The following is a 21,379-nucleotide window of genomic DNA, read 5'->3' as shown; positions in this document are numbered from 1 at the left end:
ATGGGCTCCGTCCGCCCTTTGCGCACGCGGGGCGGGGCCCCACCCCCTTCGCGGGGTGCGGCCCGGCCGTCGCCGTAGTGGCCCGGAAGCACGGCCAGCACTCCGAGGCACGGGACCCCGTCCGCGCCGAGCGACAGGCCCTGCTGCCGGCCGTCACCGGCCGCCCTGCGACCACGCGGACCTGCCCGGCGACGGCCTTCCGGCCCCTCGCCGCCCGCGGCCGGCACCCACCCGCCGACGCCCGTTTGCCAACGCCCGTCCGTGACTGCCCCCTTGTGCGCACCGGCCCCAGTGGACTAAACCTCTGTCTCGGCTTGGTTCAGACCAATTGACGCCGACTCAGAGAAGGCAACGGCATGCCCAGACGCACCTTTGCAGTCCTCGCGATGGCCCTGGCCACCGCGCTCGCCGTACCGACCGCCGCACAGGCCCACGACCACGGCCCGCGCCTCAAGGGGCAGCGGGTCGGCTACTTCACCCAGTGGGGCGTCTACAGCGGCTTCTCCGCCAAGAAGGTGCAGGACTCCGGCCAGGCCGGGAAGCTCACCGTCCTCAACTACGCCTTCGGCAACGTCTCCGCCGAGGGCACCTGCTTCGAGGCCAACGCCGCCGGCGTCGGCGACGCCTGGGCCGACTACCAGCGCCCGGTCGGCGCCGAGGAGTCGGTGGACGGCGCGGCCGACACCGCCGAACAGCCCCTGAAGGGCAACTTCAACCAGTTGCGCAAGCTCAAGGCGAAGAACCCGCAGTTGCGCGCCGTGATCTCGCTCGGCGGCTGGACCTGGTCCAAGTACTTCTCGGACGCCGCCGCCACCGACGCCTCGCGCAAGAAGTTCGTCGCCTCCTGCATAGACCTCTACGTCAAGGGCGACCTGCCGCAGCTCGGCTCCGCCGAGGGCGGCACGGGCGCAGGGGCCGGCGTCTTCGACGGCATCGACATCGACTGGGAGTACCCCGGCGGCGGGGGCGACCCCGGCAACGTCGTCCGCCCCGAGGACGGCCGCAACTACACGCTGCTGATGCAGGAGTTCCGCCGCCAGTTGGACGCGCTCGGCCGGCAGCGGCACACCCACTACCTGCTGACCGCAGCCGTCCCGGCCGGCACCGACAAGGCCGACCGGCTGGAGGTCCGCCAGATCGCCAAGTCGGTGGACTGGCTCAACCTCATGACGTACGACCTGCACGGCCCCTGGGAGGCGCAGGGCCCGACCAACCACCAGGCGAACCTGTACTCCGACCCTGCCGACCCCTCCCCGGCGAACGCGGCCTACAGCGCCGACCGGGTGGTCCGGCACTACCTCGCCAAGGGCCTGCCGCCGGCCAAGGCGGTGCTCGGCGTACCGTTCTACGGCTACGGCTGGACGGGCGTCCCGGGCGGTGGGAAGGCCGGCCTCTACCAGAGCGCCACCGGGCTCGCCCAGAGCGGCAACCTGCCGTGGAACCGGATCAAGGACCTGCCGGGCACCGTCCACGAGGACCGGCTGCACGGCGCGACCTGGAAGTACGACGGCACCGAGTTCTGGACGTACGACACCCCCGCGCTGCTCACCCGCAAGGCGCGCTACGCGTCGGCGCACGGCCTCGGTGGTGTGATGGCCTGGTCGCTGGACAGCGACGACGCCACGGGGACGCTGGTCGCCGCCCTGGACGCCGGCCTGCGGAGGTAACGGCCGGCCGTCGGCCCCCGAGAACGCGCAGTTTCACGCATCACGATTTTGGTTCGTTTGATGCGCGAAGCTGCGCGTTTCCATGTTCAAACGCGCAGGAACGCGCTACCTTCTCGGTACCGGCCGGGCGGTCGCAATGGGCAGGCTCCCTGCGCATTGCACATGCTGCACCGCCCGCAACGCTTTGACTCCCAACCTGACCCATCCAGCGGCCCGACTATTGCCGGAGGGTGAACAGTGGACTATACCTTTGCGCATCGACCGCACGCCTCTGACCGGCTCAGTTGCCGCTAGGCGGGCTTGAATCACCGGGAATTGACATCTCGTCATACCCCGCCGCATCACCATCTTCTTGGACATCGAGGGGCTAGGGGCACACTTCATGGGCTCTGCAACCGAGTACAACCGCCGGGACATCTTCAAGCGCGCCGCCGGCATCGCCGTGCTCGCTGCCACCGGCGGCTCCCTGCTCACCGCGTGTGCCGGCGGCACCGGCGGCAGCAGCGACAAGGGCGCCAAGGGCGCCGCGGGATTCAACCTGACCGACGCCAAGAACCCGTTCGGCGTCAAGGACGGCGAGGGTCTCGAGGTCTTCATCTTCGACGGCGGCTACGGCAACGAGTACGCCAAGGCGTTCGAGGCGATCTACTCCAAGAGCTACCCCGGCGCGAAGATCAACCACCAGGCCGACAAGGACGTCACCGGCAAGCTCCAGCCGCGCTTCAACGCCGGCTCCCCGCCGGACGTCATCGACGACTCGGGCGCCAAGCAGATGAAGCTGGACGTCCTCGCCGACTCCGGCCAGCTCACCGACCTGGCCCCGCTGCTGGACGCGCCGTACATCGACGACCCGTCGAAGAAGATCCGCGACGTCCTGATGCCCGGCACCGTCGAGTCCGGCACGGTCAAGGGCAAGGTCTACAACCTGTCCTACGTCTACACCGTCTGGGGCTTCTGGTACTCCGGCAAGCTCTTCAAGGACAACGGCTGGACGGCGCCGAAGACCTGGGCCGAGTTCATCGACCTCTGCGGCAAGATCAAGGCCAAGGGCATCGCCCCGCTCGCCCACCAGGGCAAGTACCCGTACTACATCAACGTCGTCATGATGGACATGATCGCCAAGCAGGGCGGCCTGGACCTCATGAAGCGGATCGACGGCCTCGACGCCGCCGCCTGGGACGACCCGGCCGTGAAGACCGCCGTCGAGTCTTTCTTCCAGGTCGTCGACAAGGACTTCCTGCTGCCCGGCACCAACGGCATGACCCACACCGAGTCGCAGACCGCCTGGAACCAGTACAAGGCCGCGTTCATCCCCTCCGGCTCCTGGCTGGAGAACGAGCAGCTGCCGACCACCCCGGCCGACTTCGACATGAAGTTCCTGCCCGTCCCGTCGCTGCCCGGCGACAAGCTGCCCTTCGAGGCCATCCGCGCCGGTGCGGGCGAGCCCTTCATCGTCCCGTCCAAGGCCAAGAACGTGGCCGGCGGCCTGGAGTTCCTCCGGATGATGCTGACCAAGGAGGCCTCGGGCAAGTTCGCCCAGACCGCCAACAGCCTCACCTGCCTCAAGGACGGCGTCGGTCCCGAGGTGAAGCTCAAGCCCGGCACCCAGTCCACCGTGGTGGCGCTGAAGGCGGCCGGCACCAACACCTTCAACTTCCAGTACCCGAACACCGCCTCCAAGTTCGACGAGGACCTGCAGAACGCCTCGGGCGAGCTCATGGCCAAGCGCATCACTCCGGCGGAGTGGATCAAGCGCGCCAAGGAGTCGGCCGCCAAGAACAAGACCGCCTGACCGGTCGGACTCGAACAGCGCACCGGGGGCCCCGAACCGCCCCCGGTGCGTCCGCCTGACGGACAGGAGAAGTGACCGCGATGCGTCACGGCAAGTACCCCTTCATCGTGGGGTTCCTCTTTCTCCCGATCGTGCTGTACGTCGGCCTGGTGCTCTGGCCGTACGCGCAGACCTTCGGATACTCCCTGACCAACTGGTCGGGCGCGAGCCAGGAGATGGACTTCATCGGCCTGGACAACTACACGAGACTCCTCGATGACGAGGTCTTCGGCGGGGCGCTGTGGCACAACCTGCTGCTGCTGATCCTGCTGCCGATCGTGACCATACTGATCGCGCTGTTCTTCGCCTTCATGCTGAACGTCGGTGGCAAGAGCGGCACCGGCGGTGTGCAGGGCGTGGCCGGAGCCGCCTTCTACAAGGTGGTCTTCTTCTTCCCGCAGGTCCTGTCCATCGCGATCCTCGCCGTCCTGTGGGGCGCGGTCTACCGCACCGACGGCAGCGGCCTCGCCAACGGCATCCTGATCAAGCTCGGCCTGGCCTCCGCCGACGACCCGGTGCAGTTCCTGTCCGACCCGGACATGGTGCTCTGGTGCGTGCTCGCCGTCCTCGTCTGGTCCGGCGTCGGCTTCTACCTGGTGCTCTTCTCGGCCGCCATGCAGTCCATCCCCAAGGACATCTACGAGGCCGCCCTGCTGGACGGCGCCAAGCGCGGCCAGACCTTCTTCCGGATCACCCTGCCGCTGCTCTGGGAGACCGTGCAGACCGCCTGGGTGTACCTGGCGATCGTCGCCATGGACGCCTTCGCGCTGGTCTCCAGCATCACCCCGGGCGCCTACTTCGGCGGCGGCCCGGACCACCACAGCGAGCTGATCTCGACCTACCTGATGCGCAGCTTCCTGCGCAACGGCGAGGCCGGCTACGCCTGTGCCATGGGTGTGGTGATCTTCTTCTTCACCCTGATCCTGACCATCGTCTCGCTCTGGGTCACCAAGCGCGACAAGATCGAGTACTGAGCGGGGGCCGGGACATGAGCGAACGAAGCGAGCTCATCAAGAAGACCTGGGCGTTGTGCGAAGCACGCGCCGAGCGGAGCGAGGCGTGGGCATGAGTACTCTCGACAAGGCTGCTGGCCTTCCCGGCCAGCGCGCCGGAAGCCGGCCCGCCGACCGGCCGCAGCGCTTCGCCGACGGAGGCGGCGTCCTGAACGTCTTCTCGCACGGCTTCCTCGCCCTGTGGGCGCTGATGATCATCCTGCCGCTGGCCTGGGTCGTCCTCGGCTCCTTCAAGACCGACGCCCAGATCAACGGCTCCGCCTGGAGCTGGCCCGAGTCCTTCGGCTTCGACGCCTTCGGCCGGGCCTGGGAGAAGGGCATCGGCGGATTCTTCGTCAACACCCTGATCGTCCTCGCCGGTTCGCTGACGCTGACGATGCTGCTCGGCTCGATGGCCGCCTACGTGCTGGCCCGCTACGAGTTCAAGGGCAGCCAGGTCATCTACTACCTGTTCGTCGCCGGCGCGATGTTCCCGGTGTACCTGGCCCTCGTCCCGCTGTTCTTCATGGTCCGCAACCTGGGCGAGATCAGCCCGCTGCTCGGCCTGAACAGCTACCTCGGCCTGATCCTGGTGTACGTCGCGTACTCGCTGCCGTTCACCGTCTTCTTCATGTACTCGTTCTTCCGCACCCTGCCGACCGCCGTGCACGAGGCCGCGATGCTGGACGGCTGCTCGCACACCCGGGCGTTCTTCCAGATCATGGTGCCGATGGCCAAGCCCGGCCTGATCAGCGTCGGGATCTTCAACGTCCTCGGCCAGTGGAACCAGTACATCCTGCCGGTGACCCTGATGCAGCCGACCACCGCCGGCGAGGCCGACCACTCGATGCTCGCCCAGGGCCTGGTCAACCTCGCCCTCCAGTCCGGCTACAAGAGCGACGCCCCGGCCCTGTTCGCCGGCATGACGATCGCCATGCTGCCCGTACTGGTGGTCTACCTGTCCTTCCAGCGCCAGGTCCAGGCCGGCCTCACCTCGGCCACCCTCAAGTAGCAGGGACAACACCAAGGGGCGTGCGGGGTACCTCCCGGCCGAAAGCCGGGAGGTACCCCACACGCCCCTGTCGCTTTCCCGTCAGCCCCGGTCGCAGGCCTGCGCCCGCAGCGCCCGGGCCAGGTCGTCACGGCACTCGATCACCAGCCGCCGCAGCGCCGGCGCCGCGTCCTTGTGCTCCGACAGCCAGGCGTCGGCCGCGTCCAGCGTCCTCTGCTCGGTCTGGTACTTCGGGAAGAAGCCGCCGACGATCCGCATCGCGATCTCGATCGACCGCTGCGCCCAGACGTCCTCCAGCATCGCGAAGTACGGCTCGGTGTAGCCGGCCGTCAGATCCCGCTGGTCGGCCTGGGCGAAGCCCGCGATCTCCGCCTCCACCAAGGCGTTCGGCAGCTCGTCGGAGTCGACCACGGCCGTCCAGGCCTCGGCCTTGGCGCCCGGCGTGGGCAGCGCCGCCAGGCACTGGGTGAGCTGGCGGCGGCCGCTGGCGGTGTTGTCCCGCTGCAGCTCCTGCTCGACCTCCTCGCCGGTGGCGGCACCGGCGGCGGCCAGCGACAGCCACAGCGCCCAGCGCAGCTCCTGGTCGACCTCCAGCCCGTCGATCCGGGCGGTGCCCTCCAGCAGGCCGCGGACCAGCTGCAGCTGCTCGGGGCCGTTCGCGGCGGTCGCCACGAAGCGCGCCCAGGCCAGCTGGTGGTCGCTGCCCGGCGCGGCCGCCCGCAGCTCGCGGACGGCGCCCTCGGCGAGCAGCCGGCCGCCCTCCCCGCGCCAGGCCGGGTCCGCGTACAGGTCGAGGGCGGTGCGGGCCTGCAGGTGCAGCGACTGCAGCACGCCGATGTCGGACTCCTGGCCGGCGAAGCGCAGCACCAGCGCCAGGTAGTCGCGGGCCGGCATCAGGCCGTCCCGGGTGAGGTTCCACACCGCGGACCAGGCCAGCGCCCGCGCCAGGTCGTCCCGGATCTCGCCGAGCCCGCCGCGCAGCGTCTCCAGCGACACCTCGTCGAAGCGGATCTTGCAGTACGTCAGGTCGTCGTCGTTGACCAGCACCAGCGCGGGCCGCGGGTGCCCGGTGGCCTCCTCGACGACGGTGCGGGCGCCGGTGACGTCCAGCTCGATCCGCGCGGTGCGCACCAGCGCGCCCTCGGCGTCCCGGTCGAAGAGGCCGACCGCGACCCGGTGCGGGCGCAGCGTGTCGCCGTCCTGGACGACGGCCAGCTCGGTGATCCGGCCGTCCGCGTCCACGGTGAGCTGCGGGGTGAGCGCGTTGACGCCGGAGGTCTGCAGCCAGGCGGCGGACCAGGCGGTCAGGTCGCGGCCGCTGGTCTCCTCCAGCGCGTCCAGCAGGTCGGTGAGCACGGTGTTGCCGTAGGCGTGCCGCTTGAAGTAGCGGCGGGCACCGGCCAGGAAGGGCTCGCGGCCGACGTACGCCACCAGCTGCTTGAGCACCGAGGCGCCCTTCGCGTAGGTGATGCCGTCGAAGTTGAGCTTGGCGTCCTCCAGGTCCCGGATGTCCGCGGTGATCGGATGGGTGGTCGGGAACTGGTCCTGCCGGTACGCCCACGCCTTGCGGCGGTTGGCGAAGGTGAGCCACACGGCCCGGTACCTGGTCGCCTCCACCTGCGAGAACGAGCCCATGAAGTCCGCGAAGGACTCCTTCAGCCACAGGTCGTCCCACCACTTCATGGTGACCAGGTCCCCGAACCACATGTGCGCCATCTCGTGCAGCACCACGTTGGCCCGGCCCTCGTACGCCGCCTCGGTCACCTTCGAGCGGAAGACGAACTCCTCGCGGAAGGTCACGCAGCCCGGGTTCTCCATCGCGCCGATGTTGTACTCGGGGACGAAGCACTGGTCGTACTTGCCGAACGGGTACGGGTAGTCGAACTCGTCGTGGAAGAAGTCCAGGCCCTGCTTGGTGACGGTGAAGATCTCGTCCGAGTCGAAGTACGGCGCCAGCGAGCGGCGGCAGGTCGCCGCCAGCGGGATCTCCAGCACGGTGCCGTCCGGGAGCGTACGGCTGTAGTGGTCGCGGGCCACGTGGTACGGGCCGGCCACCACCGCGGTCAGGTAGGTGGAGATCGGCTTCGTCGGGGCGAAGCGCCAGGTGCGGGCGCCGCTGCCGTCCGCGGTGACCTCCTCGTGCACGGCGTTGGCGTACACGTCCCAGGCCGCCGGGGCGGTCACCGAGAAGGTGAAGGGCGCCTTCAGGTCGGGCTGCTCGAAATTGGCGAACACCCGGCGGGCGTCGGCCGGCTCGAAGTGGGTGTACAGGTAGGTCTCGTCGTCCGCCGGGTCGACGAAGCGGTGCAGGCCCTCGCCTGTGCGGCTGTACGCGCAGTCGGCCTCGACCACCAGCTCGTTCTGCGCGGCCAGGCCCGGCACGGCGACCCGCGCCCCGTCGAACACCTCGGCCGGGTCCAGCGCCCGGCCGTTCAGCGTCACCGAGCGGACCACCGCCGCCAGCAGGTCCACGAAGGTGTCCGCGCCCGGCTGCGAGCAGCGGAAGGAGACGGTCGTGGTGGACCGGAAGACGGCGGCCGCCGGGTCGGGCGCAGAGGTGACGTCGAGATGGACGCGGTAGCCGTCCACCTCGACCAACTGGGCCCGCTGCTGGGCTTCTTCGCGGCTCAGGTTCTTGCCCGGCACGGCGGTACTCCTTTGTCCGGATCGCACGCTGTGAGGTCTTGCCCGGCCGCGCCGGTGGGCCCGGCCGGGGGCATCCTTTCACGAAGGACCCGCGCCGCCCGGGCGCAGCCCGCGTGGTGCGCACGGAATCAACCGCCCTGCCGCACGGTTGGCACCGCGGGGACCACCCCGCACCCGACCGCCGACCGAAGGACGCCGTCCGTGACGACTGCCGACTCCCGCAAGATCGCCGACTTCTGGTTCGACCCGATCTGCCCCTGGGCCTGGATGACCTCCCGCTGGATGCTGGAGGTCGAGAAGCTGCGCCCGGTGGACACCCGCTGGCACGTGATGAGCCTCTCCGTGCTCAACGAGGGCCGCGACGAGCTGCCCGAGAAGTACAAGGAACTGCTCGCCAAGGGCTGGGGCCCGGTCCGCGTCCTGATCGCCGCGGCCCAGTCGCACGGCGACAAGGTGCTCGGCCCGCTCTACACCGAGCTCGGCCTGCGCTTCCACAACCAGGGCCTGCCGAACGAGCGGGCCACCATCGAGGCCGCCCTGGAGGCCGCCGGCCTGCCGGTCGAGCTCGCCGACGCCGCCGACAGCGACGCCTACGACGAGGCCCTGCGCGCCTCCCACCACGAGGGGATCTCCCTGGTCGGCGAGGACGTCGGCACCCCGGTGATCGCGGTGGACGGCCCCGAGGGCGACCGCATCGCCTTCTTCGGCCCGGTCGTCACCCCGACCCCGCGCGGCGAGGCCGCCGCCCGCCTGTGGGACGGCACCGTCCTGGTCGCCTCCACCCCGGGCTTCTACGAGATCAAGCGCACCCGCACCGCCGGCCCCTCCTTCGAGTAGGGGCCGGCCGGTCCGAGGGCCGGCGCTCCCGCACCGGGGCAACCGCAAGGGGCGCGGGGAGCGGCGCGAGTCGGAGGGCACATCGTGTGCCTTCCCACTGCGCGCAGCTCCCCGCGCCCCTTCGTCCGTCCGCCGTGCGTCAGGCCTTGACGGCCCGCTTCTGCTTGATCCAGCCCGCTGCGGCCAGCGCGACCGCCAGGCCGGCCGTGAAGTACAGCTGGATGCGGTTGCTCTGGTCCATCAGCATCAGCGCCAGCACGCCCAGGATGCCGACCAGCGCCACCCAGGTCAGGTACGGGAAGGCCCACATCTTCACCGACAGCTTCTCCGGAGCCTCACGCTCCAGCCGGCGCCGCATCCGCAGCTGGGCGACGGCGATGAACGCCCACACCACCAGCACCGCGGCACCGACCATGTTCAGCAGCCAGGTGAACACGGTGTCCGGCCACCAGTAGCTCAGCAGCACCGCCAGGAAGCCGAAGCCGGAGGAGGCCAGCACGGCCCGGCGCGGCACGCCGCCGCTGATCTTCGACAGCCCCTTCGGGCCCTGGCCGCGCTGGACCAGCGAGTACGCCATGCGGGAGGAGCCGTAGATGTTGGCGTTCATCGCGGACAGCAGCGCGATCAGCACGACGACGTTCATGACCTGGCCGGCGCCCGGGATGCCCAGGCTGTTCAGCACCGCCACGTACGGGCCGGGGCTCAGGATCGAGGAGTCGTTCCACGGGACGAGGGTGACGATCACGACCATCGAGCCGATGTAGAACAGCGCGATCCGCCACATCGCGGTGCGCACCGCGCCGGCCACGCTGCGCCGGGGGTCCTTGGACTCGGCGGCGGCGATGGTGACGGTCTCCAGACCGCCGTACGCGAAGACGGAGGCCAGCAGACCGGTGACCAGGCCGGTGGTGCCGTTCGGCAGGAAGCCGCCGTGGCCGGTCAGGTTGGCGGCGCCGGGGGAGTCGCTGCCGGGCAGCACGCCGGTGATGGCCAGGACGCCGATCACCAGGAAGGCGGCGATCGCGGTCACCTTGATCGCGGCGAACCAGAACTCGAACTCGCCGAAGTTCTTCACCGCGGCCAGGTTGCTGACGCAGAAGAAGGCCATGAAGACGGCCACCCACACCCAGAGCGGCACACCGGGGAACCAGCCCTGCATCACGTGCGAGGCGCCGATCGCCTCGGCCGCGACGCCCACGCACAGCAGCGTCCAGAACATCCAGCCGACGGTCAGGCCGGCCCACGGGCCGATCTCCTTCTCGGCGTGCACCGAGAAGGAGCCGCTGGCCGGGCGGGCGGCGGACATCTCGCCGAGCATCCGCATCACCAGCATGACGAGGACGCCGGAGATGGCGAACGCCAGGATGATCGCCGGACCGGCGGCGGCGATGCCCGCGCCGGAGCCGACGAAGAGGCCGGCGCCGATGACGCCGCCGAGCGCGATCATGGACAGATGGCGAGGCTTGAGGCCCGCGGCCAGCGTGCCCTCGGCGGCGGGCTCGGTGGCCTGCCGCTCCAGGGTGGGCGTGGGGGTGGTCGTCATCGGCGCATCCAGAGTTCGTCGGATATCGGAACGAGTTGTCCACTATTCGGCAGGCCGGATGGACACGCCAAGAAATCCCGGCGAGAGACCGCAATTCGGACACTCCGGTGGCGCTGAGTGCCGGAGATGTCACCGCCGCTGCGGGGCGTCGCAGGCAGGACCCCACAAAGCCCGGGCCTGACGCTTTGTCGGGGACGGCGCCGTCAGTTCGCGTACCGGAGCGTAGGTTCACAACTGTTCACTGATCACGATCGTTCACTGATCACGCTCGTTCGCCGATCGCGATCGATCACCGATCACGCCCTGCCCGCCGAGCCGAACCGGAGCCCTCCCGATGGCCACTGCCACGCCGATCACCGGCACCCCCGTCCTCGCCGACCTGCTGCCCCGCGCCACCACCCGCCTCGGCGCGCAGGCCCGCGAACTCGCCCTGGTCGCCGGCGGCGCCGCGCTCACCGGCCTCGCCGCCCAGCTCTCCGTGCCCGTGCCCGGCTCGCCCGTCCCGGTCACCGGCCAGACCTTCGCCGCCCTGCTGGTCGGCACCACCCTCGGCGCCCGCCGCGGCATCGCCTCCCTCGCCCTCTACCTGCTGGCCGGCATGGCGGGCCTGCCCTGGTTCGCCGACGGCACCTCCGGCTGGACGATGCCCAGCCTCGGCTACGTCCTCGGCTTCGTCCTCGCCGCCGGCCTCACCGGCGCCCTCGCCCGCCGCGGCGCCGACCGCAGCCCGCTGCGCACCGCCGGCGCCATGGTCCTCGGCAACCTCGCGATCTACGCCGTCGGCGTCCCCTACCTCGCCGCCGCGCTGCACGTCCCGCTGGCGAAGGCGGCCGACCTGGGCCTCTACCCCTACCTGCTCGGCGACGCGCTCAAGGCACTGCTCGCCATGGGCACCCTGCCGCTCGCCTGGAAGCTGCTCGGCCGCACCCGCTGACCGCCCGACCGGCGCGCCCCGGCGCACGGCCCCCTGCCGCACACCCGGACACGCGCATGCCACACTCATGGTCATGCGCGTGTACCTGGGCTCCGACCATGCCGGATACGAACTGAAGAACCACCTCGTCGAGTGGCTGAAGGCGGTCGGCCACGAGCCGGTCGACTGCGGCCCGCACATCTACGACGCCGAGGACGACTACCCGCCGTTCTGCCTGCGCGCCGCCGAGCGCACCGCCGCCGACCCGGAGGCACTGGGCGTCGTCATCGGCGGCTCGGGCAACGGCGAGGCCATCGCCGCCAACAAGGTCAAGGGCGTCCGCGCCGCACTCGCCTGGAGCGAGCAGACCGCCGCCCTCGGCCGCGAGCACAACAACGCCAACGTCATCTCCGTCGGCGGCCGCATGCACACCCTCGACGAGGCCACCAAGTTCGTCGAGATCTTCCTCAACACCCCGTACAGCGGCGAGGCCCGGCACACCCGCCGGATCGCCATGCTGAGCGAGTACGAGACCACCGGCGAGCTCCCGCCGATCCCGGCCCACCACCCCCAGGGCTGATTCCCGTCCGACGCCGCCTGGGCCGCACGGGCCGTCAGAACCCGTGCGGCAGCCAGGGCGCCACGTCCGAGGCGAAGGCCCGCGACACCTGTGCGAGCGCGCCCGCCCGCAGCTCGGTCACCAGACCCGCCCCGGCCAGCGCCGCGAGCGTCGCCCCGCCGAGATAGGCGGCCCCCAACTCCCGTACGTCCAGCACCAGATCGGCCGGTGCGCCGGTGCGGACACAGCTCGTCGCCCGGCCCGGGCCGGCGCTCCTCAGCCGCCAGCGGCCCGTGTTCCACGGACAGAATCCGTCCACCACCTCCAGCACCGCGTCCACCGGCTGCGCATAGCCGCGCGACTCCAGCGCCGCCCCCACGTCCACCAGCCGCAGGTGGAGCGAGTCGGCCAGCCGCGCCTCCAGGCGCCGCACGTCCGACACCAGGTGCAGCAGCGGATCGTCCACCGGCAGGTTCCCCGCCTCCACGATGTCGACCAGGTCCATGTCGATCAGATAGCGCCACAGCCGCGCGTACACCTGCGGCGTCACCGCCTCGATGTCTTGGACCTTGACCCGGCCCGCCGCATTGCCGGCCTCCGTCCAGGACACCTTCGACGAGTAGCGGGCGTAGCCGAGCAGCCGGCCGCTCTCGGTGTCCTCGGCGAGCACGCACTGGCGCGGCGAGTAGCCGCCCCGGGAGGACGGCACGTCCAGCAGCGGATGCCGCTCCCAGCCCGGACGGCGCTCCAACCGGCCCGGGCGCAGCGGTACCAGCGACGCGTACAGCTCCTCGCAGGCGGGCGAGGCCTCCACCGGGTCCGCCAGCCGCAGCCGCAGCGCCGGGTTGTCCGCCACCGGCAGCGACACCCGGTGGCACGGCACCGTCACCGCCGTCCGCCAGGCCGCCGCGCCGAAGCCGAACCGGCCGTAGATGCCCGGCTCCGAGGCGGTCAGCGCCGCCAGCGGCTCGCGGGCGGCCCGCACGTCGTCCAGCAGCCGCCGCATCAGCACCGACAGCCCGCCACGGCGGCGGTGCGTGGGCAGCACGCCGACCATGGTGACGCCCGCGACCGGCAGCACCGCCCCGCCGGGCACCGCCATCCGGAAGCTGAACGCGCCGCCGCCGCCCACCGGCTCCGCGCCGTCGCACACCACCAGCGCGCGATGCACTTCGGTGAGCGAGCGGTACAGTGCGCGCTCCTCCGCTTCCTCCTCCTCGCCGCCGAACGCGATCTCCAGACGGCGGTACCAGCCGTCCCACTCCTCGGCGGCCAGCGGACGGACCGTCAGTGCCGCGGCTTCTCCTGTCGTCATACGGTCACCCCTACCACCGGCGGCGCGCCGTACGCGACCGACTTTTCCGGCAGCCCGTCACCACCGGGCGCGCGTGCGCCGCCACGCGCCCCGGGGCGCACCGGGAACGGTGCCCCCGCCACCCGGCCGAAACCCACCGCACCGCACCCGGGAGCCCGCGCAGCCCCGGTGCAGGCGTCGACGCCGACCCGCAACCGTGGATAAGGTCGGACCCCATGGCTGGCAGCACGGAGGGCACCACGCCCCGGACGACTGCGACGGGCCCCACCGCGAGCGCGGCCAGGGAGCCCGTGACGGCCCGGTTGCGCACGAGGCTCCGCCGGGCCCGCCGCACCCTGCGCCGAACCGGCGTCGACTACTTCCGCGGTGCCGCACCCGACTGGCTCGCCTTCGCCCTCTTCCTCGCCGCCGTCCCGGTGCTCGTCGTCCTCAACATCTGGATACCCGCCTGGGTGCCGCCCACCTCCCTGGTGCTCCCGGTGCTGGCCGGCTCCCTGCTGCTGCGCCCCGGCACCCTGGTGCTGCTGTACGCGGCCGCCGCGGTCGGCCTCTCCACCGAGTCGCTCATCCACACCGGCGAGCGGGTCGCCAGCGAGAACCCGGACACCTACGTCTACGGCGTCACCCCCGGCGCCGCCCTGGTGGTCGGCGCGGTCGGCGTCGCGGGTCTGCTGCTCGCCCAGTTCCGCAGCCGGGTCGGCGTGCCCTGGCGCGGTGGCGGCACCATGCTCTTCGACCTCCGCGAACGGCTCCGGGTGCAGAGCCAGCTGCCCAGGCTGCCCGAGGGCTGGTCCGCGGACATGGCGCTGCGCCCGGCCGGCGGCCAGTCCTTCTCCGGCGACTTCGTGGTCGCCGCCCGGACGGGCCCCGGCGGCCGCATGCTGGAGGTCGTCCTGGCGGACGTCTCCGGCAAGGGCATGGACGCGGGCTCCCGGGCCCTGCTGCTCTCCGGCGCCTTCGGCGGCCTGCTCGGCTCGCTGCCCGCGCACGACTTCCTGCCCGCCGCCAACGGCTACCTGCTCCGCCAGGAGTGGGAGGAGGGCTTCGCCACCGCCGTCCACCTGGTGCTCGACCTGGACACCGGCCAGTACGAACTGCTCTCCGCCGGCCACCTGCCGGGGATGCAGCGGAGCGGCGGCACCGGCCGCTGGGAGGTCAAGGAGTCCGAGGAGGGCCCGCTGCTCGGCATCTACGACGGCGCCAAGTTCGAGGGCCTGTGCGGCCGCCTCGACCGCGGGGACGTCCTGCTGCTGTGCACCGACGGCATGGTCGAGATCCCCGGCCGGGACCTCGGCGAGGGCATGGACCGGCTGATGGGGGAGGCGGACCGGCTCGTCGTCAAGGGCTTCCGCGGCGCCGCAGGGCGCCTCATCGAGACCGTCGCCAAGGACGTCAACGACGACCGCGCCGTGCTGCTGGTGTGGCGCCAGTAGCGTTTGTCAATCCCTGGGGAGTGATCTTCGGCCAATCCTCACAGCCGGACCACCCGGTGGATCACGGGCCGCGGGCCTGCCGATCGGCCGTTCCGGCGTGTTGACACCCGGCCCCGCCGACGGTTCGTCAGAAGGCATGGGCTATCGTCTCGGTCGGCGGAAATTCGTCTCACATGGCAGGATCTTCGCCCCGGGCTCCCGGCTAGTCCTTTACGCAGGCAGCACGAACGACCACACTGAGTCCGGGTGGGCTGGTCGATGCTCGGGGGATGGGGGGCGGCAGGTGCGGCAGACAGCAGGCGGTATCGGCGCCGCGGGCACCTCCACGACGGCGGGATCGGTCGACTCGTGCCAGGGACGGTCGGCGCAGGCCGCGGTCCGGTTTCGACACGGGGTTCCAGCACGAACCCCCGCCACAGATTGAGGAAGTGAGTCCGGGTGGCCTTCTCCGTCTCCGCGTTGTTCCTGTTCGGCGTCATCGTCGTGATCTTCATCCGCAACAAGCAGCTGAAGACCAGCCACGCGATCGTCGCAGCGCTCTTCGGCTTCATGGTGAGCCAGTCCACGGCGGCCCGGCCGATCCAGGACTTCCTCAACCAGCTGGCGAAGACCATCTCGTCCGTGGCGAGCTGACCCGCCCTACTGCCCGACCCCGGCCCGCCGCCAGCGCGCCAGCAGCCCGCGCCGCACGGCCGGCGCGGCGGCCGGCGGCACCTCGGCGGCGGCCGGAGCGGTCTGCGCCGCCGCGCCGTCCGGCACCAGCAGGACGAACAGCCTTGCCCAGCACAGCCGTTCGCCGCGCGGCCAGTCGAGGCCGCGCAGCGCGGCCGAGGCCTGCTCCGACACGGCGCCGTTGATCCGCACCTCGGCGACGTCCTCCCCGGCCCGGCCGCCGAGGAACAGCTTCACCCCGGTCACACCGGTGCCCGCCGGCAGCGCCAGGGCACCGGCGAGCGCCGGCAGCACCTGGTGGTCCGCAAGCCACTCCGCCAGCCGGTCGCTGCCGAAACCGAAGACCGCAGCCGGGCCCTGCACCGCCTGCCATCCCGGGAGCTCTGCCGGGCGGCAGCGGTCGGCGTGCTCGCCGCGCGCGTCCTGCAGCTCGACCACGGCCGCGGCCGTGGTGGTCGCCCACATCCGTACCGCGCTGTCGAGCCGCTCCTCCTCGGTGCGGCCCAGGCCCGCCGTGCAGTCCCACACCACCGGGCCGTCCGCCTGCCCCAGGTTGAGCACGAAGCCCAGGTCCACGTGGCCGGCCGCGCCGCCCTCTCCCGGATGCTCGCGGACCGCCACCGCCGTCGTCCCCGGACCGCGCACCACGCTGCCCTCGACCGTGAACCGCTGCCCGTACCGGGCGGCCATCTCGCGCACCACGCTGCGCTGGATCACGTCCAGTCGGGACTGCGGCCGCACCCGCGACTCCTCGCTCGAAAAGGGGCTCGAACACCGATCGCGAGCGAGGTTATCGGCCCGGGCCGACGGTCTGCAGAGGGGCCCGCGTGACCAGCGTCACCGGGTGGGCCATGATCCGTGCCCGGCCGCGACCGGCCGCGCACACGGGGTGTCCGATTTGCCGGACTGCTGATGATCCGGACACGTACGGTCACTGCATCGACTGCGCTCCGCCCACCACTCGCGGGCGGAGAGTGACCCTTCGGGCGGCCGTCGACGGTCCGTGAGGCCGAGGCGCTTGCCTCCGAGGCGCCCATCGGGTTTTCCTCGAGTCCTGCCCGGCCACCGGCTGGGCGGGCCACCGGGCGGAACGCCGAGTCCTGCCGCCGCCCGGGGTCACGCACCATTCCGTGCACGGCAGGAGCGGGGGACCCAAGGTAAGTCGCCGCACCGGGCAATCCGGGACGGCTTGGGGTGAAGTCGCGCCTTTTCGCGACCGGGCGAACTCCCCGCCCGAACCCGACAGCTCACCTCGCAGGCGTCGGAGAGGAACAACTCCATGTCCGTTCTGGGCACCCGTCTGTCCCGCGTCGCCGTCGCCACCGGTGTGGCCGCCGCCGCCATCGCCATCCCCGTCACCGCCGCCAGCGCCCACAGCGCCCCCGCCGCGGCCCCGGCCGCCGCCCCGGCTGCTGCGCAGGCCGCCGCCCAGGCCGCCGCGCCCGCGCAGGCCCCTGCTGCCGCTCCGGCCGCCGACACCACCTACAAGGTCGTCCGCGGCGACACCCTTTCCAAGATCGCCAACGCGCAGCACGTCGACGGCGGCTGGAAGAAGCTGTACCAGGACAACCGCCAGGTCATCGGCGGCAACCCGAACCTGATCTTCCCGGGCCAGAAGCTGACCGTCGGCGCCGCTGCCGCGCAGGCCGCCGCCCCGCAGGCCGCTGCGCCGAAGCCCGCCGCGCCGAAGGCCGAGGCGAAGAAGGCCGACACGGCCGCCGCCTCCCGCTCCGAGAAGCGCACCCCGGTCCAGGCCGCCCCGAAGCCGGCCGCCCCCAAGACCGAGGCCGCCAAGCCGGCTGCCCCGAAGCCCGCCGCCGCCCCGAAGACCGAGGCCGCCAAGCCGGCCGCGGCCGCCTCCGGCTACGTCGCCCCGGTCGCCGCCGGCCTGGGCACCCCTTACCACAAGGCCGGTTCCAACTGGTCCAGCGGTTACCACACCGGCGTCGACTTCGCCGTCAGCACCGGCACCTCCATCCACGCCATCGCCGGCGGCACCGTCGTCGAGGCCGGCTGGGGCGGCGCCTACGGCAACAACGTCGTCATCAAGCACGCCGACGGCAAGTACTCCCAGTACGCCCACTTCTCGGCGCTGAAGGTCTCGGTCGGCCAGACCGTCACCGCCGGCCAGGTCATCGGCCTCTCCGGGGCCACCGGCAACGTCACCGGCCCGCACCTGCACTTCGAGATCCGCACCACCCCGTCGTACGGCTCCGACATCGACCCGGTCGCGTACCTCGCGGCCCACGGCGTCCGCGTCTGACGCACACCGCCGCACGGCACACACCCGAAGGCCCGACCCGGGGATCAACCGATCCCGGGGCCGGGCCTCGGCCGTTCCGCACCGCTCTGCGGGCCGCGGCGAGAGGGGGAATCCGGCAGAGGGCGCGCGCCGGAGTGGAAGTCGGCGGTTTCCACCCCCGTGGCGCAGGACGGAGCGCGAGCGCTCGATCGTACGGGCGGTCCGTGGACCGGTGAGCGAGGCCGTCCACGGGGTGCGGAACGGGCACAACGCCCTGAAAATCCCTCAGACGACGAAGGCCCCAGCTCTGCGATCAGGTCGCTGAGCTGGGGCCTTTGCTGTGGAGCGGGCGACGGGAATCGAACCCGCGTGGCCAGTTTGGAAGACGACGGCACCGGATCCGGGCTGACCTGGCGACTCGCTGACCTGCGGGGGAGCGGGGCACCTCACCGTCGTTCCCCGTGACTCCCCGCCGACTTCTGGCCGAACGGGCACGTAAGGGGCACGGAGCGGCCTACAGCAGCTTGCACGCCCACCGCTCGGTGGACCAGTCGCCCGCAGCCGCTCGACTGCCCCAGAGGCTCGCAGAACGGCCACAGAGCGCGCCTCGGCGCACACCTGACCACCCGGCATCAAGAAGAGCGGCTGATCCAGCGTGAAGACATAGCAGCCCAGCACGAAGTCGACCTGGTTGAGCAAGAGCATCCTCGGCGCGGTGATCCGCGGCCCCGTGAGCATCATGCCGGCCATGGTGTACGGCCGGGGGCAGCAGCTCTACGGCTCGTTATCCGTGGACGTTCCAGCTAGCTGTGGCCTGTCGCGGTGCGGACGGCAGAGCTGGCAAGCAGAATATCTCACGTCATCCGTTTCGGTGAACGGCACGCAAGAGCTACTGCGGCGCATGCAACTCTGTCGATGCAGTACGCGAGTCTTCGGATTTAGATATAGGCCATTCTCCGGCTCTAGCCACTCAGATGGCAAGTCGAGAGACTGAGCGAACTCCCGATACGACGCTGACCCCCGCAGTGGTTCGAGAAGCGGCCACTCCAAGATGTTCTGCACAGTGAGAGCACCCTGACTATGCAGCGAACGGACAAGGGTCATGGATTCATCGATATTGCCCAGGAGGCAGTGGCGCGCAAGAAGGAACTTTGGATCCAGGGCAGACACATCCCATGCTGCAACCTCTCCGTTCACGCGGGGGTCGTTCATGGAACTCCGCGCAATCCAGCTATTGACGCGGGCAATCATCTTGCTTCCCATGGCAATCGGAAGGCCATCAATAAAGCTAGAGCACTTCACAACAGCCGAGTTCCTCCCGCGCTGAAGGTTGCCGTAGCTGAATTCGGCAACAAATGAGGCGACGCGATCTGCATCGCCCTTGCGGAACTTTAGAATTACTGCGTTTGCAAGAAGGACGCCAAATGTGGCAACCTGCTCAATTGCCGCCCGAACATAATCCTCGTCAGTCGAGACACGCTGACCGACAGTAAGCCCAGCAGTCAGGCTTGAGTCCACGTTGGAGAGGTACCGCTTGGAGACCTCGCCGCCATTGTGGACGAGGATGTGTCGACGCTGGAAGACCTCTCTCAGGGCCTCCCAGTTGACCGCGTAGTCTTCAAACGACAAGTTCATTCGGTCAATAAAGAACTTGCGCCATTCTGCAAAGCTGCCGAACATCAGCTCTTCAACTCGCCGGGAAATCGCCAGATCCACAGCATCTTCAATGGTTCCGAGTGACTTAAGATCCCGCAGCGAGAACTCCTTCTCCCTGTCGCGCGAGACCTTTTCAAGTGCTTCCGGCGACACCTTGAAGAACTGCTCAACGAGTTCAGCCAGAAGGGCCTCGTAGGCGCTTACGATCGAAACCACGAGGAGTTCCAGGAGGATTGGCTTCCGAGCCGGGGTTGCAAACATTTCGTGCAGCGCGACAAAAATATGTGCGCCATGAGGGTCGGACCTAAACTCCTCCCAGACTGCCTCCATCAATTGCTTGACTGAAAACTTCCGGTCGGGGAAACGATCCGCGTACTCAATGTAGAATTTCTTGAACCTGAGGACGGTGTCTGGAGGAACGAATTTTAGCTTTTCATCAAGGACCTCCATGGCCCTAGCTCCGGAGTCTAGATGTTCAATCGCAGGAACGGCCGCGGAGATTAGATCATAAAGGGCTTCACTCTTTTTGACAAATTGACCACACAGAAAAGTGACAGTTGTGCTGAATTTGTCATGCTCGAGCTCTGCTGCGCCTTCCGGCTGGTCGCCATCCATGGCCGAATCGTAGGGCAGGGCACCACCCAGGGGGAGGCGAACGTAAAAGTCTCGCAGGGCTTTCTTGTGGCATGTGCACAGCCACGGGTGGTGGAGCGGTTTTGGCCGGTGTCCTGTCCGGGCTGGGGTCGAGCATGATCGGGGGGCCGTAAGCTGTTGCGACTCGGTCAGGGCTCTTTGGGCCTGACCGCAATGTGGCCGAGTGGCCCCCCGTTCTTGCTCGACGCGGGTCCCAGTCCGGGCAGGTGGGTAAAACCGCGAAGCCGCCCGCCCCGGCCCCGACGGGCCTGGTTCTGAGCCCTGCCTTCTGCGCCGTCCTCCGCCATGCGGGGGTGGAAGTTGGAACTATTCGTCTCTGCCCCGGCCTTAGCTCTTCGCCCCTTGTGGGCGCGGCCGACGACGGCGAAGCCCCAGCCGGGGCGAAGACAGGAGGCGGGGCGCGCGTCGGAGGAAGGCCGGCGCCGCCGCGCGCAGCGCGGCACCCCGAACATTGTGAGGCTACGTCCAGTAGTTCAGGAGGCCGGGAATCGTCGCCGGTGATCTCCGATCCCGCCGTGATGTGCCTTCCCCGTGGGCTCCGCCCCGCCCCGCCCCGCCCGCCGAGCGGAGCGAGGCGCCTTGAACCCGTAAAGAAGGTTTTTACGCATTCCCCTCCCCGCCCTACCGACCGATGGCCGAAGGCGGTCTTGGCTCCCGCTTGCTGGCGTGTTGAGCTGGAGCGTTGAGTGATCGTTGCCTCGGGGGTGGGGATGGACGGCGAGTTCACTGTTCGGCGCTGGCGCCGGTATGGGCATGACCGGCTGTACGTGAACCGGCAGGGCGCTGAGCAAGCCCTCGGCTGGTACGACTTCGCCACCGGAAAGATCGAGGTCCCAGACGACCGGGACCGTGCTGAAGTGGTGCGAGTGCTGACCCCGCGTCTGGCCGGTCTGGCACCGGAGGTCAAGATGCCTCCGCCGGCCATGCCGGAGCCACCGTTGGCCACGGAGGGCGACAGCACGGACCTGGCGCTCAACAAGCCCGGGGATGCCCTACGGCGGAAGATCGCCGAAGAAGAGCCGTCCTGGTGGAAGCGCCGCTTTGCTTACTGGCTCAGTCGGGAGACGACGTCGGCGCATTCGTGGGCGGTCGGTTTGCGGGGTGAACGGCTCGTCGGTGGCCGACTCAACCGGCTCCGTCGGGACGGCTGGAAGGTGCTGCACTCGGTTCAGCCACCGAGCGGAGGCGCCGACATTGATCACCTGGTGATCGGCCTGCCCGGTGTGTTCGTCGTCAACACCAAGCATCATCGTGGTGCCGCGGTATGGCAGGGCGACCATGCCGTCACGGTGAACCGAGCATCGACACAGTAGGTTGCGTCCAGGGAAGTGGTGTACGGGTTCCACCCGTTCCGGGGGTTTCGTCCCGGTAGCGGGTGTCGCCTGAGAACGTAAGACGGCCACCGGC

At 70.1% G+C, this 21,379-nt stretch carries 16 protein-coding genes and 1 riboswitch; of the genes, 11 read left to right on the top strand and 5 right to left on the bottom strand.

Features of this window, described 5'->3' with window-relative positions; all coding sequences use genetic code 11:
* Positions 1 to 356: 356 nt before the first annotated feature.
* From AB0M03_RS36540 to AB0M03_RS36525, 4 genes are all read left to right on the top strand, one after another.
* Positions 357 to 1,667, top strand: a complete 1,311-nt coding sequence (locus tag AB0M03_RS36540; protein ID WP_363500057.1) for a glycoside hydrolase family 18 protein — start codon at positions 357 to 359, stop codon at positions 1,665 to 1,667.
* Positions 1,668 to 2,049: 382 nt separating this feature from the next.
* Positions 2,050 to 3,459 (top strand): N-acetylglucosamine/diacetylchitobiose ABC transporter substrate-binding protein, encoded by a 1,410-nt coding sequence (gene ngcE, locus AB0M03_RS36535; protein ID WP_363500055.1) that lies wholly within the window; start codon positions 2,050 to 2,052, stop codon positions 3,457 to 3,459.
* A gap of 80 nt (positions 3,460 to 3,539) precedes the next feature.
* Positions 3,540 to 4,472, top strand: a complete 933-nt coding sequence (locus AB0M03_RS36530; RefSeq protein WP_363500061.1) for a sugar ABC transporter permease — start codon at positions 3,540 to 3,542, stop codon at positions 4,470 to 4,472.
* A 91-nt stretch (positions 4,473 to 4,563) separates the two neighbouring features.
* A complete protein-coding gene (locus tag AB0M03_RS36525) occupies positions 4,564 to 5,502 on the top strand; it encodes a carbohydrate ABC transporter permease (RefSeq protein WP_363500053.1) in 939 nt (312 codons plus the stop codon).
* An 81-nt stretch (positions 5,503 to 5,583) separates the two neighbouring features.
* Here the strand turns inward: AB0M03_RS36525 and pepN are convergent, their stop codons facing one another.
* The gene (gene pepN / locus AB0M03_RS36520; protein ID WP_363500051.1) at positions 5,584 to 8,148 is read right to left on the bottom strand and encodes an aminopeptidase N; all 2,565 of its coding nucleotides are present in this window, start codon (positions 8,146 to 8,148) and stop codon (positions 5,584 to 5,586) included.
* 201 nt (positions 8,149 to 8,349) lie between these two features.
* Here pepN and AB0M03_RS36515 point away from each other — a divergent pair, with 201 nt between their 5' ends.
* Positions 8,350 to 8,985 carry a disulfide bond formation protein DsbA gene (locus AB0M03_RS36515; protein ID WP_363500049.1) on the top strand — a complete coding sequence of 212 codons (636 nt, stop codon included), beginning with the start codon at positions 8,350 to 8,352 and terminating at the stop codon, positions 8,983 to 8,985.
* 139 nt (positions 8,986 to 9,124) lie between these two features.
* Here the strand turns inward: AB0M03_RS36515 and AB0M03_RS36510 are convergent, their stop codons facing one another.
* Positions 9,125 to 10,432, bottom strand: a complete 1,308-nt coding sequence (locus AB0M03_RS36510) for an amino acid permease (protein WP_363500059.1) — start codon at positions 10,430 to 10,432, stop codon at positions 9,125 to 9,127.
* Between the two features lie 430 nt (positions 10,433 to 10,862).
* Here AB0M03_RS36510 and AB0M03_RS36505 point away from each other — a divergent pair, with 430 nt between their 5' ends.
* The gene (locus AB0M03_RS36505) at positions 10,863 to 11,462 is read left to right on the top strand and encodes a biotin transporter BioY (RefSeq protein ID WP_363500047.1); all 600 of its coding nucleotides are present in this window, start codon (positions 10,863 to 10,865) and stop codon (positions 11,460 to 11,462) included.
* Positions 11,463 to 11,535: 73 nt separating this feature from the next.
* Positions 11,536 to 12,021 carry a ribose-5-phosphate isomerase gene (locus tag AB0M03_RS36500; protein ID WP_363500045.1) on the top strand — a complete coding sequence of 162 codons (486 nt, stop codon included), beginning with the start codon at positions 11,536 to 11,538 and terminating at the stop codon, positions 12,019 to 12,021.
* A gap of 34 nt (positions 12,022 to 12,055) precedes the next feature.
* Here AB0M03_RS36500 and AB0M03_RS36495 read toward each other — a convergent pair whose 3' ends face one another.
* Positions 12,056 to 13,315, bottom strand: a complete 1,260-nt coding sequence (locus AB0M03_RS36495) for a GNAT family N-acetyltransferase (protein WP_363500043.1) — start codon at positions 13,313 to 13,315, stop codon at positions 12,056 to 12,058.
* A gap of 215 nt (positions 13,316 to 13,530) precedes the next feature.
* Here AB0M03_RS36495 and AB0M03_RS36490 point away from each other — a divergent pair, with 215 nt between their 5' ends.
* Positions 13,531 to 14,748 carry a PP2C family protein-serine/threonine phosphatase gene (locus tag AB0M03_RS36490; protein ID WP_363500041.1) on the top strand — a complete coding sequence of 406 codons (1,218 nt, stop codon included), beginning with the start codon at positions 13,531 to 13,533 and terminating at the stop codon, positions 14,746 to 14,748.
* Positions 14,749 to 15,186: 438 nt separating this feature from the next.
* On the top strand, positions 15,187 to 15,381 hold the full coding sequence (locus AB0M03_RS36485) for a hypothetical protein (protein ID WP_363500039.1): 195 nt from the start codon (positions 15,187 to 15,189) through the stop codon (positions 15,379 to 15,381).
* 6 nt (positions 15,382 to 15,387) lie between these two features.
* On the opposite strand, the gene AB0M03_RS36480 is transcribed toward AB0M03_RS36485, so the two are convergent.
* Entirely contained in the window at positions 15,388 to 16,161 is a 774-nt protein-coding gene (locus AB0M03_RS36480; protein WP_363500037.1) for a DUF6348 family protein, read from the bottom strand.
* A gap of 370 nt (positions 16,162 to 16,531) precedes the next feature.
* A riboswitch (cyclic di-AMP (ydaO/yuaA leader) is annotated at positions 16,532 to 16,694 on the top strand.
* Positions 16,695 to 16,699: 5 nt separating this feature from the next.
* Here AB0M03_RS36480 and AB0M03_RS36475 point away from each other — a divergent pair.
* The gene (locus AB0M03_RS36475) at positions 16,700 to 17,683 is read left to right on the top strand and encodes a LysM peptidoglycan-binding domain-containing M23 family metallopeptidase (RefSeq protein ID WP_363500035.1); all 984 of its coding nucleotides are present in this window, start codon (positions 16,700 to 16,702) and stop codon (positions 17,681 to 17,683) included.
* A 753-nt stretch (positions 17,684 to 18,436) separates the two neighbouring features.
* Here the strand turns inward: AB0M03_RS36475 and AB0M03_RS36470 are convergent.
* Positions 18,437 to 19,933: a hypothetical protein gene (locus AB0M03_RS36470; protein ID WP_363500033.1), complete on the bottom strand. Its 1,497-nt coding sequence runs from the start codon at positions 19,931 to 19,933 to the stop codon at positions 18,437 to 18,439.
* A 725-nt stretch (positions 19,934 to 20,658) separates the two neighbouring features.
* Between AB0M03_RS36470 and AB0M03_RS36465 the strand changes: the two genes are divergently transcribed.
* Positions 20,659 to 21,285, top strand: coding sequence for a nuclease-related domain-containing protein (locus AB0M03_RS36465; protein ID WP_363500031.1), 627 nt, complete (start codon positions 20,659 to 20,661; stop codon positions 21,283 to 21,285).
* Positions 21,286 to 21,379: the final 94 nt, after the last annotated feature.

It is taken from the genome of Kitasatospora sp. NPDC051914 (assembly GCF_040680995.1).
Lineage (GTDB): Bacteria > Actinomycetota > Actinomycetes > Streptomycetales > Streptomycetaceae > Kitasatospora.
Note: the sequence above shows the minus strand (reverse complement) of the source record. Positions and strands in the feature narration are given on the sequence as shown.

Excerpts from the sequence above, each read along its gene's own strand:
- AB0M03_RS36540 (WP_363500057.1), top strand. The coding sequence starts at position 357 with ATGCCCAGACGCACCTTTGCAGTCCTCGCGATGGCCCTGGCCACCGCG.
- ngcE (WP_363500055.1), top strand. The coding sequence starts at position 2,050 with ATGGGCTCTGCAACCGAGTACAACCGCCGGGACATCTTCAAGCGCGCC.
- AB0M03_RS36530 (WP_363500061.1), top strand. The coding sequence starts at position 3,540 with ATGCGTCACGGCAAGTACCCCTTCATCGTGGGGTTCCTCTTTCTCCCG.
- AB0M03_RS36495 (WP_363500043.1), bottom strand. The coding sequence starts at position 13,315 with ATGACGACAGGAGAAGCCGCGGCACTGACGGTCCGTCCGCTGGCCGCC.
- AB0M03_RS36500 (WP_363500045.1), top strand. The coding sequence starts at position 11,536 with ATGCGCGTGTACCTGGGCTCCGACCATGCCGGATACGAACTGAAGAAC.
- AB0M03_RS36490 (WP_363500041.1), top strand. The coding sequence starts at position 13,531 with ATGGCTGGCAGCACGGAGGGCACCACGCCCCGGACGACTGCGACGGGC.
- AB0M03_RS36505 (WP_363500047.1), top strand. The coding sequence starts at position 10,863 with ATGGCCACTGCCACGCCGATCACCGGCACCCCCGTCCTCGCCGACCTG.
- AB0M03_RS36525 (WP_363500053.1), top strand. The coding sequence starts at position 4,564 with ATGAGTACTCTCGACAAGGCTGCTGGCCTTCCCGGCCAGCGCGCCGGA.
- AB0M03_RS36470 (WP_363500033.1), bottom strand. The coding sequence starts at position 19,933 with ATGGATGGCGACCAGCCGGAAGGCGCAGCAGAGCTCGAGCATGACAAA.
- AB0M03_RS36510 (WP_363500059.1), bottom strand. The coding sequence starts at position 10,432 with ATGATCGCGCTCGGCGGCGTCATCGGCGCCGGCCTCTTCGTCGGCTCC.
- AB0M03_RS36475 (WP_363500035.1), top strand. The coding sequence starts at position 16,700 with ATGTCCGTTCTGGGCACCCGTCTGTCCCGCGTCGCCGTCGCCACCGGT.